This is a genomic window from Cellulosimicrobium marinum (assembly GCF_020551945.1).
Taxonomy (GTDB): domain Bacteria; phylum Actinomycetota; class Actinomycetes; order Actinomycetales; family Cellulomonadaceae; genus Cellulosimicrobium; species Cellulosimicrobium marinum.
Map to the genome: position 1 here is coordinate 696,695 of NZ_JAJBZH010000002.1, position 19,467 is coordinate 716,161.

Here is a 19,467-nt window from a genome sequence, read left to right on the forward strand (position 1 = left end):
TCCGTCGGCGTGCCTGCGACCTGACCTCGTGGCTCGCCGGACGCGGCGAGGGCCGCCACCCGGTGGGTGGCGGCCCTCGCCGTGCTGTGCGTCGCCGGTGGCGAGCGGTCGAGCCCTACGAGCAGGTCGCTGCCTCGTAGTCGGCGTCGTACGACGTCGTGACCTCGACGCCGTCGATCTCGGCCGTGGCCTCGACGGTCGCGGCGCCGGCCTCGACGGTCGTGGAGCGGGTGGCGAACGACTGGTAGGCGTTCTTCCCGTCCGCGACGTCGGCGAACGTCCTGGCGCCGAACGGTGTCGTCACCGTGATGTCCGCGGTCGTGCCGGACTCGTTGAGCACCCGGACGGCGACGTACGCCTTGCCCGCGAGGCAGCGGGCCTGGGCGGTGACGGTGACGTCGACGGCCGCGTCGGACGTGGTGACGTCCACGGTCTGCCACCGCTTGCCCGGCGTCGCGTTGTGCAGGTGCAGCACGAGCAGCTTCCCGCTCCCGGCCTCTGCGGCGGCGGCGGACCGGTGCACCGGCAGCGACGTGTCGTCGTCACCGATGTAGAGGACCTGGTCGCCGCCCTCGAACCAGTACGCCGGGTCGTACGGGTCGCCCGTGAAGGGCTCCGTCGCGTCGACGAGCTGGTCGGGGGAGGACGAGTACGGCGAGTAGGTGCGCACCTGGAACGTCGGGACGTCGCCCTCCTCGATGCCGAGGGAGCCGATGCCCACCGGGATGACGACGACGTTGTTGTCGAAGACCGACGTGTCGACGTTGCCCCACAGCGTGTTCACGGCCTGGAGGTCGATGTTGTCGCCGGCCTCGTACGCCGTGCCGTCCGGGGCGGTCCAGTCCTTCAGGGTGAAGGTGGCCGCGAGGGTGAGGTCCGTCTCGCCGTTGTACTTCAGCACGGAGACCTCGAAGTCGGACGACCCGTCGGAGTCGACGTCGACCTCCACGGACGGGCTCGTGACGGCACCGAGGCTCGCCCACGGCCCGTCGACGGCGACGCCGATGCCGATGACGCCGTCGGCCGGGTCACCGCCCGCGGCGGCGACCTGGGGCGCCGTGGAGGCGAAGCCGACCGCGCGCACGTCGGACGACGCGATCGCGGTGGCCGAGGTGCCCTCGGTGGCGTCCGCCTCGAGCCGCGGGCTCGTGGCCTTGAGCTCGAACGGTGCGACGAGCGAGAACCAGCCGCCGGAGGCGACGCCGCGGCCGTCGAGCTCGAGCGCGGCGGTGTCGGCCTGCGCCCCGAACGTCACCGGCTTGGCGGTGAGGTCGCTGACGAGACGCGGGGAGGCCTGCACGGGCACGCGCAGCTCGGTGCCGCCGTCCGTCGGGGTGAGTACGACCCGCCCGCTGACCGACGACACGAAGTCGCGCGGGACGCCGACGCCGGAGTCGGGCGACGACGTCGGGTCGAGCTCCTTGGCGAGCGTCGCGGGGTCCGCGGTGAGCGTGACGGTGACGACGGTCTGCTGCCCGGCGGGCACGGTGACGGTCGCGGGCGTCACGGTGACGCTCGCGCCGCCCGCGGTGCTCGACGACGTGTACCCGGTCGCGTAGGTGACCGGTGCGTCGCCGGTGTTGCGCACGGTGACGGCCTGGCGCTTCGTCACGACGGACGCGCCGACGTCGACGACGCCGAACGACGCGGACACGAGCTCGGAGTCCTGGGAGGCGTACGCGAGCGTCGTGTTGTTCACCGCGTCGAGCGCGTCGACACGGCCCGAGCCGACGCGTTCCGGACCGTAGGCGGTGCCGCTGCCCGACGTCCCGGTGAACACGTCGTGCGTGGCGGTGTTCATGATGGCCGCCTTGATCTCCTGCGGGCTCCAGCCGGGCTGGGCCTGCTTGACGAGCGCGGCGATGCCGGCGACGTGCGGGGAGGACATGGAGGTGCCGGACTTGATGCTCGCCCCGTCGAGGCGACCCGAGGCCGCGGACGCGATGCCGGTGCCGGGCGCCGCGACGTCGGGCTTGACGATGCCGAGCGAGCCGTGGACGCCGCGCGACGAGCCGCTGTTGAGCGTGTCGCCGATCTCGGGGATGGAGACGAACTCGCTGAGCGCGTACGACGGGCCGATCGACATCGTGACGGTGCCGGCCTCGATGGCCGGGTAGAGGGTGTCGTGGCTCGGGCCGGTGAGCTGCGCGCCGGGGATGCCGGCGTTGCCCGCGATGCCCGCGACGAACGACGACAGCTCGGACGACAGGAGCACGCCGACCGCGCCGGCGGCCTCGGCGTTGTTGAACCGGGCGGCGCTGCCGCAGACGCGGGTCGCGTCGTCGTCGTCCCAGAACAGGTACGCGATCTTGCCGTCGACCGCGGCGGCCTGCTCGGGCGTGAACGCCTGGCAGCCGTCGAAGTCGTCGGCGACGAACGCGACGGGGGCGGTGACGTCCTCGCTGCCCGCGTAGTTCACGGAGTTCTGCGCGGCGTAGGTGCCGGCGAGCTCGGCGGGCTCGGTGACCTCGACGGCGTCGAACGTCTGCGTGTCGCCGACGGAGTTCGCGACGGTCAGCGCGGTGCGCGAGTTGCCGGGCGAGCCGCCGACGTCGGTCACGTCGCCCGAGTTGCCGGCGGAGTTCACCGACAGCGTGCCCAGGCGGGAGAGCTGGTCGATGAAGATGTTCTCCGGGTCGTCGGCGGGGGCGCCGCTGGAGCCGAGCGACAGGTTGACGACGTCGAGGCGGTCGGACAGGTCGCCGTCGCCGTCCGGGTCGGCGGCCCACTCGAGCGCGTCGACGACGACGCCGGTGGAGCCGCCCTGGTCGCCGAACACCTTGAGGGCGTAGACGCCGGCCTCGGGAGCCGAGCCGGGCCCGACCTTCCAGTCGGAGATGTCGGTGAGGGTCGAGTAGTCGCCGCGGAACGTCTCGCCGTCGGCGGTGACGCCGTAGCCGGCCGCGGTGCCGGCGACGTGCGACCCGTGGCCGGACCCGATCGCGTCGAGCGAGTCGATGGGGTTCTCGTCGGGCGACGGGACGAGGGTGGTGCCCTCGACGGTGCCGGACGCGTCGTAGTCGTAGCCCGCGAAGTCGTAGCCGCCGAGGTACTTCATCGCGTCGTAGGTGCCCTCGGGGACGGGGCCGTCGCCGCGCTCGCCGTACGCCTCGTCGAACGCCTCCTGCGTGCCGGGTCCGCCGAACGCGGCGTGCGTGTAGTCGATCCCGGTGTCGATGATGCCGATGCGCACGCCCTCGCCGGTGAGGCCCGTGCTCTGCCACGTCTCGGCGGCGCGCGTGAAGATGTCGGTGCCCTTGTTGGTGGGCTCCTTCGGGATGATCCGGTAGACCTGGACGACCGCGTCGTCGCGTGCCAGGTCGCGGACACGGGCCGCGTCGCCGGTGACGACGACCCCGGCGACGAGGGTGCTCGTCACCGACACCTGCTGCGGGGTGCGGGCGCCCGCGCTGCGCGCCGTCGCCTGCTGCGGGACGACGTCGTCCGCGAGCGTGGCGACCTCGTCGGCGTTCTGCTCGACCTGCCGCGGGCTCGCGCCCTGCGCGGCGAGGTCGACGGCCGACGGCGCGTCGAGCTGGACGAAGGCGGTGACGGTCCCGGCGGCGGACGCGAGCGACGGCGCGACCTTGTCGGTCGGCGCGAGGTCGCCGCTCTGCACGGCGAGGCCGCCGGGTTCGTCGGGGGAGGGGGCTGCGACGGCCGGGACGGCTGCCGCGGCGACGACCGCGAGCCCGGCGGCGGCCGCCGTCAGGGACGCGGGCAAGGAACGGTGCTTCATCGACACTCATTTCCCCGGCTGGACCGGTGGGTGAAGGGGGTCTGAGGGGTACCACCCGAGGTCGATGACCTCGTAGGACACCGACCTCCACAGCACCGTAACCAACAACCTGCCGCCCTGCCCAGGGGCGGGGACGAGGTCGGCGCGGTCGGCTGCCCGTTCGGGCGGGCTCCGCGGCGTCGTCCACAGGCCCGGCCCGACCCGGTGCCCGGCCCTCGGCACGCCGCTAGGCTCGCGGCGGGGTCACGGGACGGGGCAGTCCCGTGGGAGTCCCCTTCCCGCGTCAGGTCCACGGGGTGCGGACCCGGGGGCGTGGCCCACGCAGAAGGAGAACCATGCAGCGACCGTCCCGACTCCTGTCCGTCGCGCTCGCGTCCCTCGTGGGCGCCGTCGCCGCGCTCGCGCTCGGCGCCCCGGTGTCGGCCGCCGAGCCCGACCTGTCCGTCGTCTCGTGGGACCGGGAACGTCCCGCCGTCGCGCCGGGTGCCGACGAGGCGGTGTGCGCCGTGGAGGGCGAGCGCCTCGACGCGGCCGGTCCGGCCCGTGGCTCGACGGCGCCCGTCGAGTGCTTCGCGACGGCCGCGGAGGCGTTCGCGCACGTGCACGGGACGGCCGTGCCCGGGACGGCCGGCCTGGCCGCGACGGACCGCGCGGGCCTGCGCGACGCCGTCGCCTCGGTGAACGCGACGACGACGGGACCGGTCGCCACGGCCACGGCGTCGTCCGACTCCCGCATCGTCGGGATCGTGTACCGCGGCTCCGGGTACTCCGGCGCGACGACGCTCCTGTGGGGCAAGGGCGCCAACGGCTGCCGGTACGGGTCCACCTACGGGTTCCCGAACCTCGCGAGCTTCGTGCAGAACAACGTCATCAGCTCGGCGGAGAGCTTCATGGGGTGCTGGAGCACGTTCTACAACGAGTACGGCTACTGGGGCGACCGGCGGAACTGCACGCCGCACTGCTCCACGATGGGCTCGATGAACGACCGGGCGTCGTCGATCGTCTACCGCCCCGCGGGCACGCTCGGCTGACGACCGACGACTACGCCTCGCCACCGGGCAGGTCGCTCGTCCAGCGTCGTGCCCGGCCGGCCCCGAGCCGGTCGGGGGTCACCTCGCGCACGGTGACGGGCCTGCCCACGAGGTGCCCGACGACGGCCCCCGCCTCCCGGGCCGCCCCCGCCCCGGCCGCGGGGTCGGGGACGACGTCGAGCGCGAGCGTCCCGTCGGCGTGCTGGTGGAGCTGCCACGCGGCCATGCCGAGCGCCTGCAGGTGCTGGGCGGCGTCGACCGACCCGACCCACGCGCCGTCGGGCCGCTGGTAGCGCACGGGGGAGCGGCCCTCCAGGTCGTGCAGCTCGACCCGGTTACCGTGGCGCACGAGCCGTGCGTGGTCGCCGGTGCGGTAGCGCAGCAGCGGGAGGTAGGGGTTCTCGTCGACGGTGACGACGACCTCGCCGCGCACGCCGTCGAGGACGGCCGAGCCGTCGTCGGCGAGGACCTCGACCCATACTCGGCGCCCCGCCACGACGACGAAGGGGCCGTCGTCGGCGCGCGAGGCGACGGCGCCCGTCTCCCGCAGGCCGTAGAGGTCGACGACGGGCGCGTCCCACGTGGCGTGCAGCCGGGACCGGGCGACGTCGGACAGGTGCGCGGCGCCGCTGACCACCGCGACGGGGTGCAGGTCGAGGCCGGCGTCCGCGAGCCGGGCGAGCGCGAGCAGGGGCAGCGGGGAGCTGGAGACGACCTGCGGGTCCTGGGCCGCGAGGAACGCCTCGCGGTCGCCGGGGCGGCGCCACGCACCGGCGTCGAGGTTGACGCGGGCCATGCCGGGCGGTGCGACGCCGGGCGCGCGGCGGAACCCGGTCATGGCGGACGCGTACGTGAACGCCTGCCGCTGGTCCACGAGGTTGACGAGCCCGAGCCGGTCGGGGTCGGGCTCCCACGTCGCGCCTGCCGCCGCGACGAGGTGCTGCAGCAGGACGAGGTCGGCCGCGACCGCGACCGGGTGCAGGGGCACCCGCACGGCCGCGCCGGTGCTGCCCGAGCTCGTGCCCTCCAGGACCCGGCCCAGGGGCACGTCGACGGGGACGAACGACGCGACGTCGCGCCGCAGGTCGTCGCGCGTCACGGGCCGGACGTCCGTGAGCGACGACCCCGCGTGGCTCTCGCCGCGGTCCCGGGCGCGTCGGTACCGCGGCACGACGGCGTGCGCCCGCGCCACGAGGTCGCGCACCCACGTCGGCGGGTCGTCCGGGGCGGGGGCGTCACCGAGACGTGCCGCGACGGCGTCGAGCGCGGGGAGGTCGTCGGCGCGCAGCCGGTCGCCGGTGACGTGGACCCACGCGGGTGCGGCGGGGTGCTCGCGCACGGCGTCGAGGGCGGCGAGGCCCGCGGCGTCGAGCGTCGGCCAGCGCTCGGCGTCGGTGAGGACCACGGCCCCGCCGGGGGCGTACTCGTCGAGCGCAAGGGTCGACGGTGGCGGAGTGGTGGTGTCCGCCGGGTCGTCCCGGGGTGTGGTGGCCATGTGTCCTCCTCTCGCGCGGTGGCGGGTCAGTAGTTCGCGTACTGCGCGGCGGCTTCCTTCGCGCGCTTCTCGGCGAGCTCGCGGGCGAGCTGCTCGGCGCGGCGCGCCTCGTGCGCCATCTCCTGGGCGATGCGCCGCTGCTCGGCCGTGCTCACGGCCGTCCAGCGGTCCTGCGCGACCTCGGGGCTCTCGTCGCCGGGCCGCAGCCCGAGCGCGCGCAGGGCGGCGCGCGCGAGCTCCTCACGACCGGCCGGGTCGTGCACCCACGCCGACGCGGTGCGCAGCGTCGCGAGCTCGGGCACCAGGTGCGTCACGAGGCGCACGAGGGCGGCGGGCGTCGCGGTCTCGCGGTGCGCGGCGAACAGCGCTCCGTCGCGCAGCACCCAGCAGACCGTCCCCGCGAGGGCGGCGTGCGGGGCGAGCGCGCACACCTGCTCCACCTCGTCGCGCGCGACGCGTCCCAGCACGCCGACGGCCCCGCGGCCGTCGAGCAGGTCGGCGGTGTCGGCGACGAGCGCCGCGGCGGACACCGCGGGGTCGAGGACGTCGGGCGGGGTGTCCGCGAGGCGCCGCAGGACGTCGGCGAGCACGGGTCCGGGCACGGTGGTGTCAACGGCCATGACGGGCTCCTTCCGGTCCGGACGGCTCGGCGCCCCAGAGCTCGCGCGCGAACGCGCGGGCGAAGGCCACGAGGTCGTCCTGGGTGCGCACGGCGTGCACGCGGTAGCCGAGCGCGAACCCGCGCACGCGCTCGGCGTGCGCGTCGGTGGCGTCGAGCACGAGCGTCCCGCCCCCGCCCGCCGCGACGACGGCGCGCGCGGCGACGCTCTCGTGCAGCGGCACGGGCTCGGCGTCGGTGCGCCGCCCCCAGCGCAGGCGCACGGCGTCGTCGAACATCGTCTCGACCCCGTCGTCGGAGACGACCGCGACGTGGCACGCCCGGGTGCGCGTCGGCCCGGCCCCGGTGCGCGGGTCGCCGAGGTGCGTGCGCTCGAGCAGCGGGAGCGGGAACGACGTCGACCCCCCGAAGTGCGCGACGACGGCGTCGAGCACCGCGTCCTCGTCGCGCGTGAACCCGTCGGTGCCCGCGATCTGGTCCGGCCCGCTCCAGGTCGTGGCCTGGACGCGCGCGCCCGCGCGCAGCGCCGAGAGCGCGAGCACGGCCCCGGCGAGCGCGACGGGCGCGACGCGCCGCGTCGGGTCGGGCATCGACCCGGACGAGTCGAGGTACAGGTCGAGGTCGACGGGGATCTCGTCGGGCTCGTCGCCCGTGTCGTCCTCGACGGACCGCCGCACGGTCGTGTGGCCGGGGACCACGACGGGCGAGCGCAGGAGCGTGCCCGTCCAGTCGACGTCGCCGAGGTCGTCGCCGACGTCCCACGGTTCGTGGGCGCCGAGCAGCGGCTCGACGGCGCGCCGCTCGGTGCGCACGGGGAACGGCACGAGCAGGGGGGCGGCGTGCTCGCGGTACCAGCGGCGGGCCGACGCCGCGGCGTCGGACGTGAGCCCGAGGAGGCGCAGGGTGGCGTCGTAGTCGGCCGGGGCGAGCGTCTGACCGGTCGCGTCGCTCGCCCCCGCGCCGGTGGCCGCCGCGTCGACGGTCCGGACGTCCGCGTCGTCGGTCCCGTCGGCGCCGAGGTCCCCGACGACGCGGGGGTCGAGCGCCGGGTGGCGCACGGGCTCGACGGCGCGCGGGTCCGTCGCGAGGCCGCCCGGGACGGAGCCCGGGAGCTCGTCCTGGCCGCACACGACCTGGGGCAGCGAGGAGCGTCGCCGCTGCAGGTGCCGCCGACGTGCCCCGCGATCCCCACGGGCCGGTCGGGCACGGCGCCGCGCGTCCGCCGACGTCGCGTCGGCCCCGACGTCCGACGCGAGGAGCGTGCGCAGGAGCGCGGCGAACCCGGCCGCGCCGCCGACCGGGTCGTCCGCGTAGGCGCGCACGAGACGCGCGACGAGCGTCGCCTCGCGCTCCGCGACGGCGATGTCGCCCGAGGTGAGATCGCCCCGCGGCAGTCCCCACAGGATCTCGTCGGCGCGCAGCACGGTCTGCATGACGACGCTCGTGCCCGGCCCGAGCGCCCGCCACAGCCCCGCCATGTCGATCCCGGCGCGGCGCTGGAGCCGGTCGTTGATGAGCAGGTCGCTCCACAGGTTCGCGGTGAGCGGCGCGATGTGGTCCTGGTCCACGAGCCCGGCGCGTGCGCGCGCGACGAGGAGCGCGCTCGTCGTGAGGTCGCCCGGGGAGAGCACGTGGTGCCCCACCTCGTGCGCGAGGACGGCGACCGCGTGGTCCTCGATCCCGAGGTCCACGACCTCCGCGAGGTCCACGTGGACGCTCACGCGCGTCGTCGAGAACCAGGCGAACGAGCCGACGTCGCGTGGTGCCGTCCCCGGGCCGTGCAGCGTCGGCGCTCCCAGCCGGGTGAAGCGCCCCCACGCGGCGAGCGCGTCGGGCCACGCCGCGTGCCACCGTTCGCGGACCGCCGCGTACGGCCCGGGCACGGTGCTCGGTGCGGCGCTCACCGGTCCCACCGGACGAGCACGACGTCGTAGGAGCCGGAGCGGCTGAGCAGCAGCAGCCGGCCGGACGGGGTGTCGAGCGACGCGGTCCCGGTGACGTCGGCGAGGTCGGTCTCGCGTCGTGGGGCGGGCACCCCGGCACCCGGCCCGAGGAGCTGCGCGTCGTCGCGGTGCGCGACCCCCGGCTCGACGCCCCCGGCGGTGCGGGCGACGAGCGAGCCGTGCACGTCGGCGACGAGCGTCCACCCGGTCGTCGTGCCCGCGTCGTCGGCGAGCAGGTGCCACCGCAGCCCCGGGTGCCGCGCGTCGGTCCCGACGACGACCGCGGGGGAGAGCCACGGACCGCCGAAGCCGCGGAACCCGCCGAACCGTCCCAGGACGCGCGCCGCGCCGTGGACGCCCGGCAGCGTGACGGCCGTGCGGGCCCGCGACTCCTCGCCGGGCCACCACCACGGGTCCGTCGCGTGCCGGTCGAGGACCCCCGCGACGTCGGGCGCCGTGCCCGGGCCGAGCGACAGCGCCGCACGGGCGACCGTCTCCGGGAGCGAGCGCGCGGCGTCCAGCGCCGCGCGCCGGTACCGCACGAGGCCGCTGCGCCACGCCGCGACGAGCACCGCCCCGCGCACCGTCTCCGCGGTCACGGCGGTGCCCGCGTGTGCCGCGGCGACGACCCGGGCCGACCACCCCGCCAGGTCGCCGCGCGACCCGGCGCCCCCGTCGAGAGCGCGTGCGGCGTCGACCGCGGCCGCGACCGTCACCCCGGGCGCCACGACGAGCCACGGGACGAGCGACGGCACGACGTCGACCAGGACGTGCTGCTCGGGCGTCGACCGCGCACGCTCCTGCCGCCACCGCCGGGTCGCCGCGAGCCGTGCCACGGCGTCGAGCACCGCGTCGCACGTCGCCGCGAACGCGGGGCCGTCCAGCCGGTCCGCGAGCGGGTCGACGGCGCGCGCGACGTCACGCACCGCGTCCGCGACCACGTCCCGTTCCGCGCCGTGCGCGACGGCGCGCGCGAGCACCGCGTTGTACCGGTCGCGCCGCGCGACGGCACGACGCGCGAACGGACCCGCCAAGACCGCGGGCGACCGGGCGACGTCGGGCACGCTCACGCGCCGCTCCAGCGCAGCCACGTGAGGTAGTTCGTGTACCGCTGGTGCGCGTACTTCAGCGCGAGCGCGTCCTCGTACACGTGCCCGTGGAGCTTCGCGTGCTGCTGCCACGACGCGAGCACCTGCTCGATGCGCGCGAGACGGCGCAGCACGTCCGCCTCCGGCAGCCCCTCCAACCCGGCCGCCACCTCCGTGAGGATCGCGCCGACGTCGTCCCGGTCGTCCAGCCCCGTCGCGTCGAACTGGCGGCACGCCGTGTCGAACAGGTCGCGGATCCACGACACCCGGTCCGCGCGCAGCGGCTCCCGCTCACGGTCGTCGAACGGCGCCGAGCGCAGGTCCGGCACCAGCTTGTCGTGCAGGACGAACGGCAGGACCGCGCGCAGGTCCGCCAGGTCCACCTCCGCGTTCCCGCGGAAGAACGCCATCGCCTTCGCGTACGCGACGAGCGACTGCAGCGCACGCACCGACAGGCCGTTGAGCGTCTGCGCGCCGACGTCCCCGAGACGGTCGCGGCCCGTGTCCGCCGTCGCGACGAGGTGCGGGTCCACGCCCGCGACCCGCGCCGTGTCCTTCGTCCGGTACTCGAACTGCCAGCCCGCGCGCTCCAGCACCTCGAACTGGCTCGCGAAGAACTCCAGCCGCCGCCGCACCGGCTCCGGGAACGGGACCGCGAGGATCGCGGCGTGCAACGCGTCGTGCTCCGCCGCGTCGAACACGATCTCCGGCGGCACGTTCTCCTCCGGCCGCACCCGCCGCTCCGCCCGTGCGACCAGGTCGCCCAGGAAGCGGTTGTTGAACGGCATCGCGTGCACGACGACGTCGATCCGGTCCCGCAGCGCGTCGACGACCTGGTACGTGCCGCCGCCCGCGTCGTCGTTCGCCGTGAGGTACCAGGCCGCGTCGCCCGTCTCGTACACCTGGTCGTACACCTCGACGTACCCGTCCGCGAGCACCGTGAGCAGCGCCGACTGGGTGCGCGTGGGGATGCGGTTGTACTCGTCGACGATCTTCACGCGCATGCCCAGCCACGACCGCCACGCCACGTCCACGTCCGCGAGGCTGTCCGCCTGCACGAGGTCCTTCGGCAGCGGCGTCCCGAACAGGTCCGACACCGTGAGCTGCGGGTGCCCGTGCTGCATCGCCCGCCGGACGTCGCGCACCGGGTAGCCCGCCAGCACCCCCATGAGCACGGCGCTCGCCGTCTTCCCCCGGCCCGGCCCGCCGATCATCAGGCACCGCCCCCGCACCGCGAACGACAGCAGCGGCAGCAGCACGAAGCTCGAGTACGACTGGTCGCTCGGCAGGGTCAGCAGCGCCTTCGAGTCACCCAGCCGGAAGCTCGTCTCCGCCGCGCCCGGAGCGGAGAACTCCACGTCATAGTGCGGGCTGATGATCGCGTGGTTGACCACCCAGAAGTACGCCTGCCGCAGCTTCTCGTCGAGCGGCAGCCCGCGCCCCGCGTCCGGCTCGCCCTCCCCGGCCCCGGCGACGGGCGTGCGGAACAGGTCCGCGACGTCCAGGTCGAACGGGTCGTGCGTCGCCGCCGCCGCGGGCGTCGGGCGCGTCGGCGCCGAGGACACGTGCTCGAGATCCGTCACGTGCCGATCCTGCCACTGCTCGGTCGGGGTCCGGGTCCGGGGTCCGTTCGGCGGAGTTCCCGGGTTGCGGCGGCGGGTCTACCATCCGGACCCTCGTTCCTCGGGTCCTCCCGCCAGACCCACCACGACCCGCCGCCGCCACCCGTCCACCCCGCTCGGCGTCGTCTCGCCGCGCCGAACCCCGGGTTGGTCGCAGTGTGGCGTGGAGATGCCGCACAAGCCGGGGTTCGACGCCGGTCCTCACCAGGCGTCCGTGCCCGCCTGGGGGAGCGGGTCGGCGACGTGGCGGGGGGTCGCGAGCAGCGGGCCGACGGCGGCCATCGCCTGCGCGACCCGGGTCGCCCGGTCGCCGCGCACCTCGAACCACGGGACGCCCGGGAGGGTGCCGTCGGGGCCGGGGAGCTCGGCGGCACCGAGGTGGTGCACGACGTCGGCGGGGTCGTCCAGGTGCGGGCCGGTCGCGGCGAGGACCACGCGGAAGCGGTCCTGCATGGCGTGGCGCACGTGCTCGCCGTCGCGCAGCCCGTCCTGGACGAACGGGATCTCGTCCCCGGTGAGGACGTACAGGTCGGGGCGCCGGGCGGCGGCGAGCGCCTCGACGCTCGGGGAGCGGCGCCCGACGTACCGCTCGTGCCAGAGGGTGGTCGCGAGCACGTCGGTGTCGCTCACGAGGAGCGGGACGGGGGAGGTGGTGGCGGCGTGGTCCTCGCGCCGGGCCTGCTCGCGCGCGACGAGGTCGAACTCGGCGGTGTGCCACGGCGCGGCCAGGCCGCCGGGCCGGTCCCGCGACCACTCGCGCCCGAACTCGGGTACCGCGTCGAGGCCGAGGCGTGCGGCGAGGTCGGTCGCGAGCGTCGTCGTGCCGGTGGACTCGGCACCGAGCACGACGACGCGGCGCCCGTACCAGGACCGGACGGGGGCGGGCAGGGCCCACCAGTGGCCGGCCGGGTCGGCGCGGACGGCGGTGCCGGAGACGGGCAGGTGGCGGCGGTCGGGGTCGACCTGGACCCAGGTCGCGTCGAAGCGGCGCGCGAGCTCGGCGCCGTACCGGTCGGAGGTGAGGACGGCGTCGACGGGAGGGTGCGCGGGGTCGAGCAGGGCGCGCATGACCGTCACGTGCGCGTCCCACGCGTGCGGGTCGGCGTAGTTGACGGGCGCGTCGTCGAGCCCGTGCACGACGTGCGCGCCCGGCGTCTCGGCGCGCAGCCAGGCGGCGCGCGTCGCGGCGGGGATCGACTCGCGCGACGACGCGAGCACCTGGACGGTGACGCGCTCGCAGCGGGAGAGCGCGGTGCGCACGAGGTGCACGTGCCCGGCGTGCGGGGGGTAGAACTTGCCGATGACGAGCCCGTGGGCGAAGCCCGTCACCGGGTCGGCACCGCGTCGTCGGGCACGGGCGCCGGTCCGGACGCGGCTCGCGCGGCGGACCACTCGCGCAGGCCCTGCACGCACAGCGCGACGAAGCCGGCGTAGAGCGCGGCGGTGAGCCACAGGCCCTGGCTCGCGTAGAGGCCGACGAGCACGACGTCGGTCGCGATCCACACCCACCAGCTGCCGATCCACTTGCGTCCGAGCATGGTCTGCGCGAGCAGGCTCGACGAGGTCGTGAGGGCGTCCCAGAACGGGACCGTCGAGTCCGTCCACGTGGTGAGGACGGCGACGAGCAGGGCGGTGCACGCGGCGGCGGCGATCCCCCCGACGAGCCACGCCGCGCGGGGCGTGGCGTGCACGACGAGCCGGCCGTGGTCCGGGCCGCCGCGCAGCCACCAGTACCAACCGAGCGCCCCGAGCACGAGGTACACGACCTGCAGGCCCGCGTTCGCGTACAGCCCGGTCCCGGTGAACAGGACGAGGAACACGACGTTGTTGGCGAGGCCGACGGGGAACGTCCACACGTTCTGCCGGACCGCGAGCCACACGCACGCCGCGCCCGTGACGAACCCCAGGATCTCCTCGACGCTCACGGGCGCTCACTCTACGAGGCGGACGGCGCGCCGCCCGGGGCGGTCCGCCGCGCGTCGTCGGCCGCTGTGACGTGCGTCCCGGTCCGGGGCGGGCGGGGCGCGGGCGGGTTACGGTCGGGACGAGCCCCGGCGCCACCCGCCGGGGAACCCGACGTCGAAGGAGATCTCGCATGCCCACTCGTATCGCACGCACCGCCTGGAACGGCGGCCTGCAGGACGGCCAGGGCCAGGTCGAGCTGTCGAGCTCGAAGGTCGGTACCTACGACGTGTCGTTCCCGCGCCGTGCCGCCGACGACGCGGGCGGCGTGACGAGCCCCGAGGAGCTCATCGCGGCGGCGCACTCGTCGTGCTTCGCGATGCAGCTCTCCGCGGTGCTCGCCGAGGCGGGTGCGACGCCCGTCGCGCTCGAGGTGACCGTCGAGGTCGCGCTCGGCCCGGACCCGGCGGGCGGCTTCCAGATCCCGTCGATCGCGATCACCGTGCGCGGCGAGGCCGAGGGGATCGACGCCGCCGGGTTCCAGCAGGCCGCGGAGACCGCGAAGGCCACGTGCCCGGTGTCGAAGGCGCTCGCGGGCGTCGAGAGCGTCACGCTGGACGCGACGCTCGAGGGCTGACCTCCTCCGCGCGGCTCAGCAGCACCGCCGAACCCCGGGTTGCGCGGCACGTCCGGTCGGACGTGCCGAACGCCCCGGGGTTCGGCGCGTCGGGGGACGGGGCGCGCGGCGCGACCGCGGGTGCTGGGGGCGGCTCGGTGTGCGGCGGGCGGGCTCAGCGGGGGACGAGCGGCGGGGACGACGTCCCCGCGCCGTCGCGGATGCCCTCGACGAGCTCGGCGAGCGTGTCCTTCGCGTCGTGCTGCGGCGACCAGCGCAGCAGCTCGGTCGCGAACGTCGTGTCGAGGACGGGCGCGCGCATCGCCATGTCGAGCCAGCCTTCGCCGACCGGCACGAGCCGGGCGCGCCATCCCGCGGCCACGGCGGTGCGTGCCGTGCCGAACGGCACCTCCCGCCAGGAGCCGTCCGCGACGACGTCGGCGACGTCCTGCGCGGTGAGCACGCTCGGGTGCGCCACGTTGAACGGCCCGGGGTGGCGGCCCACGACGATGCGCGCGTACGCGTCGGCGAGGTCGTCCGCGTGCACGGCCTGCAGGCGCAGGCCGGACGGCAGCGGGACGGTGGGCAGCGGCGTGCGACGCATGACCCGGGTCCCGAGCGGGCCGAGGAAGTAGCGGGTGATCTCGGACGCGGCGTCGCGCTGGAACACGAGCGCGGACCGCACGCGCGACACGACGAGCCCCGACTTGCGGTCGACGTCGTCGAGCATCGCCTCGACCGCGGCCTTGTCCTCGGAGTACGACGACCCGGGCACGCCGTCGACGGGGTACCCCTCGGAGACGGGGGCGTCTCGGGCCTCCCCGGCGTAGGGGGCGGGCGAGTAGGCGCCGACGGACGACGCGACGACGAGGTGCCGGGCGCCGGCGCGCTGCGCGGCCTCGACCACGCGCCGCGTGCCCTCGACGTTGACGCGACGCAGGTACCCCCGGTCGTGGCTGGGCTGGATGGCCCACGCGAGGTGCACGACGACGTCCGCACCGGCGAGCGCGGCGTCGAGCCTCGCGTCGGCGTCGGGGGCGGCGACGTCGGCGTAGCGCCATGTCGCGACGTCGTGGGGGAAGCGCACGGTGCTGGACCCGTCGGCGCGGGGTACGCGCCGGGCGACGCCGACGACGGAGGTCACGACGGGTTCCGTCGCGAGGCGGCGCAGCACCGCGGTCCCGACGTTCCCGCTCGCCCCGACGACCACCACGCGCATGTGCTGCCTCCGCTCTCGTGCCGACGCGCCGTGCGCCCGGGGACGTCCCGGACGGCGCGCCGGTCCTGTCCCGACGCTAGCCCGCGGCGTCGGTGTTCGCGCGGGCGATGGCGAGGACGGCGCTGCGTGCGGGCTCGGTGAGCTCGGGCACGAGCACGACGGCGCTCGCGAGCACGAGCCGTTCGATCTCGGTGCGGGTGAGGTCGCCGCCGCCGAGCCAGGCGGCGGTGACGTTCTCGACGAGGGCGACCCAGCCGCCCGCGAGGAGGTGCCAGCGCGGCGTGGGCGGCGGCCCGACGGTGGCGGCGGTCGACGTCATGCGCAGGACGAGCCCTGCCCGGACGGCGGCGAGCGCTTCCTGGGTGTCGGTGTCGTCGGCGAGGGTGCCGCGCCACAGGTCCTGCCAGACGCGGCGGCGCGCCTCGACGGCGTCGAGGAACGCGGTGACGGCGAGGGCGGGGCGCTGGGCGAGGGGGAGGCCGTCGGGGGTGACGGTGGCGCGCTCGAGCTCGGCGATCGCGACCGCCGCGACGGCGCGGCGCAGCCCGGCGGTGGAGCCGAAGTAGTGGAACACGAGCGCCTTGGACGCGCCGGCGCGTGCGGCGACGGTGGCGGGCACGAGCGCGTCGAGGCCGTGCTCGTCGGCCTCGCGCGCGGCGGCGTCGAGGAGCTCGGCGCGGCGGTCCGCGGGTTCGCGGCGGGCCCGGGGGTGCGGGGGCGGCGGGGTGCGGGCGGGCGTGGTCACGCCACCGTTCTACCGCCCGTGTTGACCGCGAGTCAACAAGAGGCGTAGAACTGTTGACCAGTAGTCAACAAGCGGCCGCCGCGTGGCCGGGGAGGGGCGAGCGTGCAGATCACGCTGAACGACGTCCGCGTGGACGGCCGGCACGGGCCGATGCTCGACCCCGTCGACCTCACCTGGTCGACCGGGGAGTGCGTCCTCGTCGCCGCCGAGCCCGGCCACGGCCACACCGCGCTCGCGCTCGTCGCCACGGGCCGGTACGTCCCGAGCGCCGGGACCGTGCGCCTCGACGGCGTCCCCGCCCGGGCCGCCGAGCTGCGCGCCGTCACCGCCGTCGTGGACGTCCCGGGCGTCAGCGAGCCCGACGACGCGCTCACCGTCGCCGCCGTCGTGGCCGAGGGCCTGGCCCTCGCCGGCCGGCGCTCGCTCCCGGGCGACGTCACGCGCTGGCTCGGGGACCACTCGCTGCTCGCCGACCGTGCGCGCCGCCTCGACCAGGTGCCGGGCGTGGTCCGGACCGCGCTGCTCGCGGCGCTCGCCGCCGAGCGCGACGGCGTGCGGTTCCTCGTGCTCGCCCTGCCCGACCGGCACGGCGGCGAGCCGTCCGGCTGGTGGGAGGTCGCGCGCACGCTCGCGTCGTCGGGCCTGGGCGTGCTCGTGCAGAGCGCGCGCTCGTCCGCGCGCGACCTCGGCGCCGCGCTGCCGCCCGCGCACGGCGCCTACGCCGCCCCGCCCGTCGTCGCGCTGCGCTCGCGGCCGACGGCGCCCCGCACCCCCGGCGAGGAGGAGACCCGGTGACCGCCGTCCGCCTCGGCCTGTCCGAGCTGCGCCGCCTCGTGGCCGGGACCATGCCGCGCCTCGCGATCCTCGCGATGGCGCTGATCCCCACGCTCTACGCGGGGCTCTACCTCTTCGCGAACCACGACCCCTACGGGCGGCTCGACCAGGTGCCCGCCGCGCTCGTCGTCCTCGACGAGGGAACGACCACCACCGACGCCACGACCGGCGAGACCGCGCACCGCGACCTGGGCCGCGACGTCGCCGACGAGCTGCTCGACGACGGCGGGTTCGGCTGGGTCGAGACGTCGCAGGCCGACGCCGAGTACGGCGTCCGGTCGGGGCGCTACGACGCGGCCCTCGTCATCGGCCCCACGTTCTCCGCGGACCTGGCCTCCGCGAGCGAGCTCGCCCCGCGGCAGGCGAGCCTCACGCTCGTCACCAACGACGCGAACAACTACCTCGCCCGGACCATCGCGGACCAGGTCGTCGGCCAGGTGCGCGACTCGATCGCCCGGCAGGTGGGGACCGAGGCGGCCGACACGTTCCTGCGCGGCTTCGCGTCGATCCACACGAACCTCGCCGACGCGGTGGAGGGCGCGGACCGGCTCCTCGACGGGTCGACGCGGCTGCGGGACGGGGTCGTCACCGCGGACGACGGCGCGCACACCCTCGCCGACGGCGCCCGGCAGGCCGCAGACGGGGCGGCGACGCTCGACGCGAGCGTCGGCCCGCTCGCCGACGCCGCGGGACAGCTCGACGCCGGTGCGCACGACCTCGCGGACGGGCTCGGCACGCTGAGCGACGGCGCCGACGCGCTGCCCGACCGGGCGCAGGAGCTCGCCGACGGCGCCGCCTCCGTCGCGGACGGGAACGCGCAGGTCGCGGGCTACGGGCAGCAGGCCGCGGACGCCGCCGCGCAGGTGCTCCCCGCGCTCGACACGGTCCGCGACGACGTCGGCACGGCGCTCGACGACCGGCTCGGCCTCCTCGTCGACCAGGGCGTGCTCACGCAGGACCAGGCCGACGCCGTCCGTGCCGACGTGCAGGCGCAGGTCGCCCCCGTCCTCGACGCGCAGCGGTCCCGGGTCCAGGGCGCGGTCGACGACGTGCAGGGCGCGTCGGCGCAGCTCGACCGGCTCGCCGACGGGTCTCGCCAGGTCGCCGACGGCGCGAGCGCGCTCGCCGCCGCGACCCCGCAGCTCACCGCCGGCATCGCCACGGCGGCGGACGGCGCGGACCGGCTCGCGGACGGGACAGGTCGGCTCGCGGCCGCGACCCCGGCCCTCGTCGACGGGACGGACCGGCTCGCGGACGGCACCGCCCAGGTGGCCGACGGCGCGGGCTCGCTCGCGGACGGCCTCGACGACCTGGGCGACGGGTCGGGCGATCTCGTCGACGGGGTCACGCAGCTGCGCGACGGCCTCTCCGACGGCCTCGGCCGGGTGCCCGACCTCGACGAGCAGACGCGCCAGGACACCGCCGAGACGATCGGCGACCCCGTCTCGGTGCGCAACGACGCCCTCGCCTCGGCCGGGACCTACGGCGGCGGGCTCGCCCCGTTCTTCCTGTCCCTCGCCACGTGGATCGGCGCCTACGTGCTGTTCCTGCTCGTCCGACCCCTCTCGACGCGCGCCCTCGCGGCCGGGCGCTCAGGCCTGGCCACCGCCCTGGGCGGGTGGCTCACCCCGGCCGCGATCGGCGTCGTGCAGGTGGCCGCGATGTTCACCGTGACGAAGGTCGCGCTCGACATCGAGCCCGCGCACGGCGTCGGCACGGCGCTGTTCCTCGTGCTCGTCTCGGCGACGTTCGTCGCGATCCTCCAGGCGCTCAACGTGTGGCTCGGCGCCGCCGGGCAGTTCCTCGGGCTCGTCCTCATGCTCGTCCAGCTCGTCACCGCGGGCGGCACGTTCCCCTGGCAGACGATCCCGCAGCCGCTCCAGGCCATGCACCGGTTCCTGCCCATGACGTACGCCGTCGAGGGCCTGCGCCAGCTCCTGTACGGAGGGAACCTGGCCACGGTGGCGCGCGACGCCGTCGTCCTCGCCGTCGTCCTCGCCGGTGCCCTCGCGCTCACCGCCGTCGCGGCCCGCCGCCGGCGGGTGTGGACCCTCACCACCCTCCAGCCCGAGCTCGTCCTGTGACGCTCGCGTGCTGCTCACGCGGGCGCGTGAGCAGCACGCGGACGTCATGCGACCGCGGTCGCCTCGAGCTCGACGACCTGCCCCGGGATCGCGAGCCGGACCACGCCGAGCATCGTCGTCGCCGGTGCGACCCCGGCCGCTCCCAGGCGACCGGCCAGGACCCCGTAGTGGGGCAGGAGAGCGTCGACGTCCGTGGTGAAGACGGTGAGGCGGACGATGTGGGAGAGGGACATCCCGGCCTCGGCGAGCACGCCCTCGAGGTTGTCCAGCGCGAGCGTGAGCTGTGCGGCGACGTCCCCCTCGTGCTGCGGACGGCCGTCCGGACCCGTCGCCGTCTGGCCCGAGACGTAGAGCGTCCGGTGCTCCCCCGACACGACCTCCCCCTGGTTGAAGCCCAGGTCCAGCGACCAGCTCACCGGGTTGACTGCTGTGCGTTCCATCGACACTCCTGTCCGACGTCCGAAGGGCCCGGCGGCCTGGCGCCACCGTCCTGACCCCTCGCGACCAGCCTGGACGCTCATCACGACACC

At 76.0% G+C, this 19,467-nt stretch carries 15 protein-coding genes; 4 read left to right on the plus strand and 11 right to left on the minus strand.

Annotated elements, in window-relative coordinates; all coding sequences use genetic code 11:
• Positions 1-115: 115 nt before the first annotated feature.
• On the minus strand, positions 116-3,739 hold the full coding sequence (locus tag LGQ04_RS07070) for a S8 family peptidase (protein ID WP_229242966.1): 3,624 nt from the start codon (positions 3,737-3,739) through the stop codon (positions 116-118).
• Positions 3,740-4,074: 335 nt separating this feature from the next.
• Here LGQ04_RS07070 and LGQ04_RS07075 point away from each other — a divergent pair, with 335 nt between their 5' ends.
• A complete protein-coding gene (locus tag LGQ04_RS07075) occupies positions 4,075-4,770 on the plus strand; it encodes a hypothetical protein (protein WP_229242967.1) in 696 nt (231 codons plus the stop codon).
• Between the two features lie 10 nt (positions 4,771-4,780).
• Here LGQ04_RS07075 and LGQ04_RS07080 read toward each other — a convergent pair whose 3' ends face one another.
• The 7 genes from LGQ04_RS07080 to pnuC all read right to left on the minus strand — a co-directional run bounded on the left by LGQ04_RS07080 (position 4,781) and on the right by pnuC (position 13,462).
• The gene (locus LGQ04_RS07080; RefSeq protein WP_229242968.1) at positions 4,781-6,265 is read right to left on the minus strand and encodes a phenylacetate--CoA ligase family protein; all 1,485 of its coding nucleotides are present in this window, start codon (positions 6,263-6,265) and stop codon (positions 4,781-4,783) included.
• Positions 6,266-6,291: 26 nt separating this feature from the next.
• Positions 6,292-6,885 (minus strand): hypothetical protein, encoded by a 594-nt coding sequence (locus LGQ04_RS07085; RefSeq protein ID WP_229242969.1) that lies wholly within the window; start codon positions 6,883-6,885, stop codon positions 6,292-6,294.
• Positions 6,875-8,788, minus strand: coding sequence for a hypothetical protein (locus tag LGQ04_RS07090; protein WP_229242970.1), 1,914 nt, complete (start codon positions 8,786-8,788; stop codon positions 6,875-6,877). Before LGQ04_RS07090 ends, LGQ04_RS07085 begins: the two co-directional genes overlap by 11 nt.
• Entirely contained in the window at positions 8,785-9,897 is a 1,113-nt protein-coding gene (locus LGQ04_RS07095; protein ID WP_229242971.1) for a hypothetical protein, read from the minus strand. The genes LGQ04_RS07090 and LGQ04_RS07095 overlap by 4 nt, the downstream gene beginning before the upstream one ends.
• On the minus strand, positions 9,894-11,498 hold the full coding sequence (locus LGQ04_RS07100; protein ID WP_229242972.1) for a MoxR family ATPase: 1,605 nt from the start codon (positions 11,496-11,498) through the stop codon (positions 9,894-9,896). The genes LGQ04_RS07095 and LGQ04_RS07100 overlap by 4 nt, the downstream gene beginning before the upstream one ends.
• Before the next feature lie 240 nt (positions 11,499-11,738).
• Positions 11,739-12,866, minus strand: a complete 1,128-nt coding sequence (locus LGQ04_RS07105; RefSeq protein ID WP_229242973.1) for an AAA family ATPase — start codon at positions 12,864-12,866, stop codon at positions 11,739-11,741.
• A complete protein-coding gene (gene pnuC, locus LGQ04_RS07110; protein WP_229242974.1) occupies positions 12,863-13,462 on the minus strand; it encodes a nicotinamide riboside transporter PnuC in 600 nt (199 codons plus the stop codon). Before pnuC ends, LGQ04_RS07105 begins: the two co-directional genes overlap by 4 nt.
• 170 nt (positions 13,463-13,632) lie before the next feature.
• Here pnuC and LGQ04_RS07115 point away from each other — a divergent pair, with 170 nt between their 5' ends.
• Positions 13,633-14,076: an OsmC family peroxiredoxin gene (locus LGQ04_RS07115; protein WP_229242975.1), complete on the plus strand. Its 444-nt coding sequence runs from the start codon at positions 13,633-13,635 to the stop codon at positions 14,074-14,076.
• 154 nt (positions 14,077-14,230) lie between these two features.
• Here LGQ04_RS07115 and LGQ04_RS07120 read toward each other — a convergent pair whose 3' ends face one another.
• Entirely contained in the window at positions 14,231-15,274 is a 1,044-nt protein-coding gene (locus LGQ04_RS07120) for an NAD-dependent epimerase/dehydratase family protein (protein WP_229242976.1), read from the minus strand.
• Between the two features lie 76 nt (positions 15,275-15,350).
• On the minus strand, positions 15,351-16,019 hold the full coding sequence (locus tag LGQ04_RS07125; RefSeq protein ID WP_229242977.1) for a TetR/AcrR family transcriptional regulator: 669 nt from the start codon (positions 16,017-16,019) through the stop codon (positions 15,351-15,353).
• Positions 16,020-16,121: 102 nt separating this feature from the next.
• On the opposite strand from LGQ04_RS07125, the gene LGQ04_RS07130 reads away from it, so the two are divergent.
• A complete protein-coding gene (locus tag LGQ04_RS07130) occupies positions 16,122-16,814 on the plus strand; it encodes a P-loop NTPase family protein (protein WP_229242978.1) in 693 nt (230 codons plus the stop codon).
• Complete coding sequence (locus LGQ04_RS07135; RefSeq protein ID WP_229242979.1) at positions 16,811-18,937, plus strand: YhgE/Pip domain-containing protein; 2,127 nt, start codon at positions 16,811-16,813, stop codon at positions 18,935-18,937. Before LGQ04_RS07130 ends, LGQ04_RS07135 begins: the two co-directional genes overlap by 4 nt.
• Before the next feature lie 44 nt (positions 18,938-18,981).
• Here the strand turns inward: LGQ04_RS07135 and LGQ04_RS07140 are convergent, their stop codons facing one another.
• Positions 18,982-19,377, minus strand: coding sequence for a RidA family protein (locus tag LGQ04_RS07140; RefSeq protein ID WP_229242980.1), 396 nt, complete (start codon positions 19,375-19,377; stop codon positions 18,982-18,984).
• Positions 19,378-19,467: the final 90 nt, after the last annotated feature.

Excerpts from the sequence above, each read along its gene's own strand:
- LGQ04_RS07070 (WP_229242966.1), bottom strand. The coding sequence starts at position 3,739 with ATGAAGCACCGTTCCTTGCCCGCGTCCCTGACGGCGGCCGCCGCCGGG.
- LGQ04_RS07075 (WP_229242967.1), top strand. The coding sequence starts at position 4,075 with ATGCAGCGACCGTCCCGACTCCTGTCCGTCGCGCTCGCGTCCCTCGTG.
- LGQ04_RS07080 (WP_229242968.1), bottom strand. The coding sequence starts at position 6,265 with ATGGCCACCACACCCCGGGACGACCCGGCGGACACCACCACTCCGCCA.
- LGQ04_RS07085 (WP_229242969.1), bottom strand. The coding sequence starts at position 6,885 with ATGGCCGTTGACACCACCGTGCCCGGACCCGTGCTCGCCGACGTCCTG.
- LGQ04_RS07115 (WP_229242975.1), top strand. The coding sequence starts at position 13,633 with ATGCCCACTCGTATCGCACGCACCGCCTGGAACGGCGGCCTGCAGGAC.
- LGQ04_RS07120 (WP_229242976.1), bottom strand. The coding sequence starts at position 15,274 with ATGCGCGTGGTGGTCGTCGGGGCGAGCGGGAACGTCGGGACCGCGGTG.
- LGQ04_RS07140 (WP_229242980.1), bottom strand. The coding sequence starts at position 19,377 with ATGGAACGCACAGCAGTCAACCCGGTGAGCTGGTCGCTGGACCTGGGC.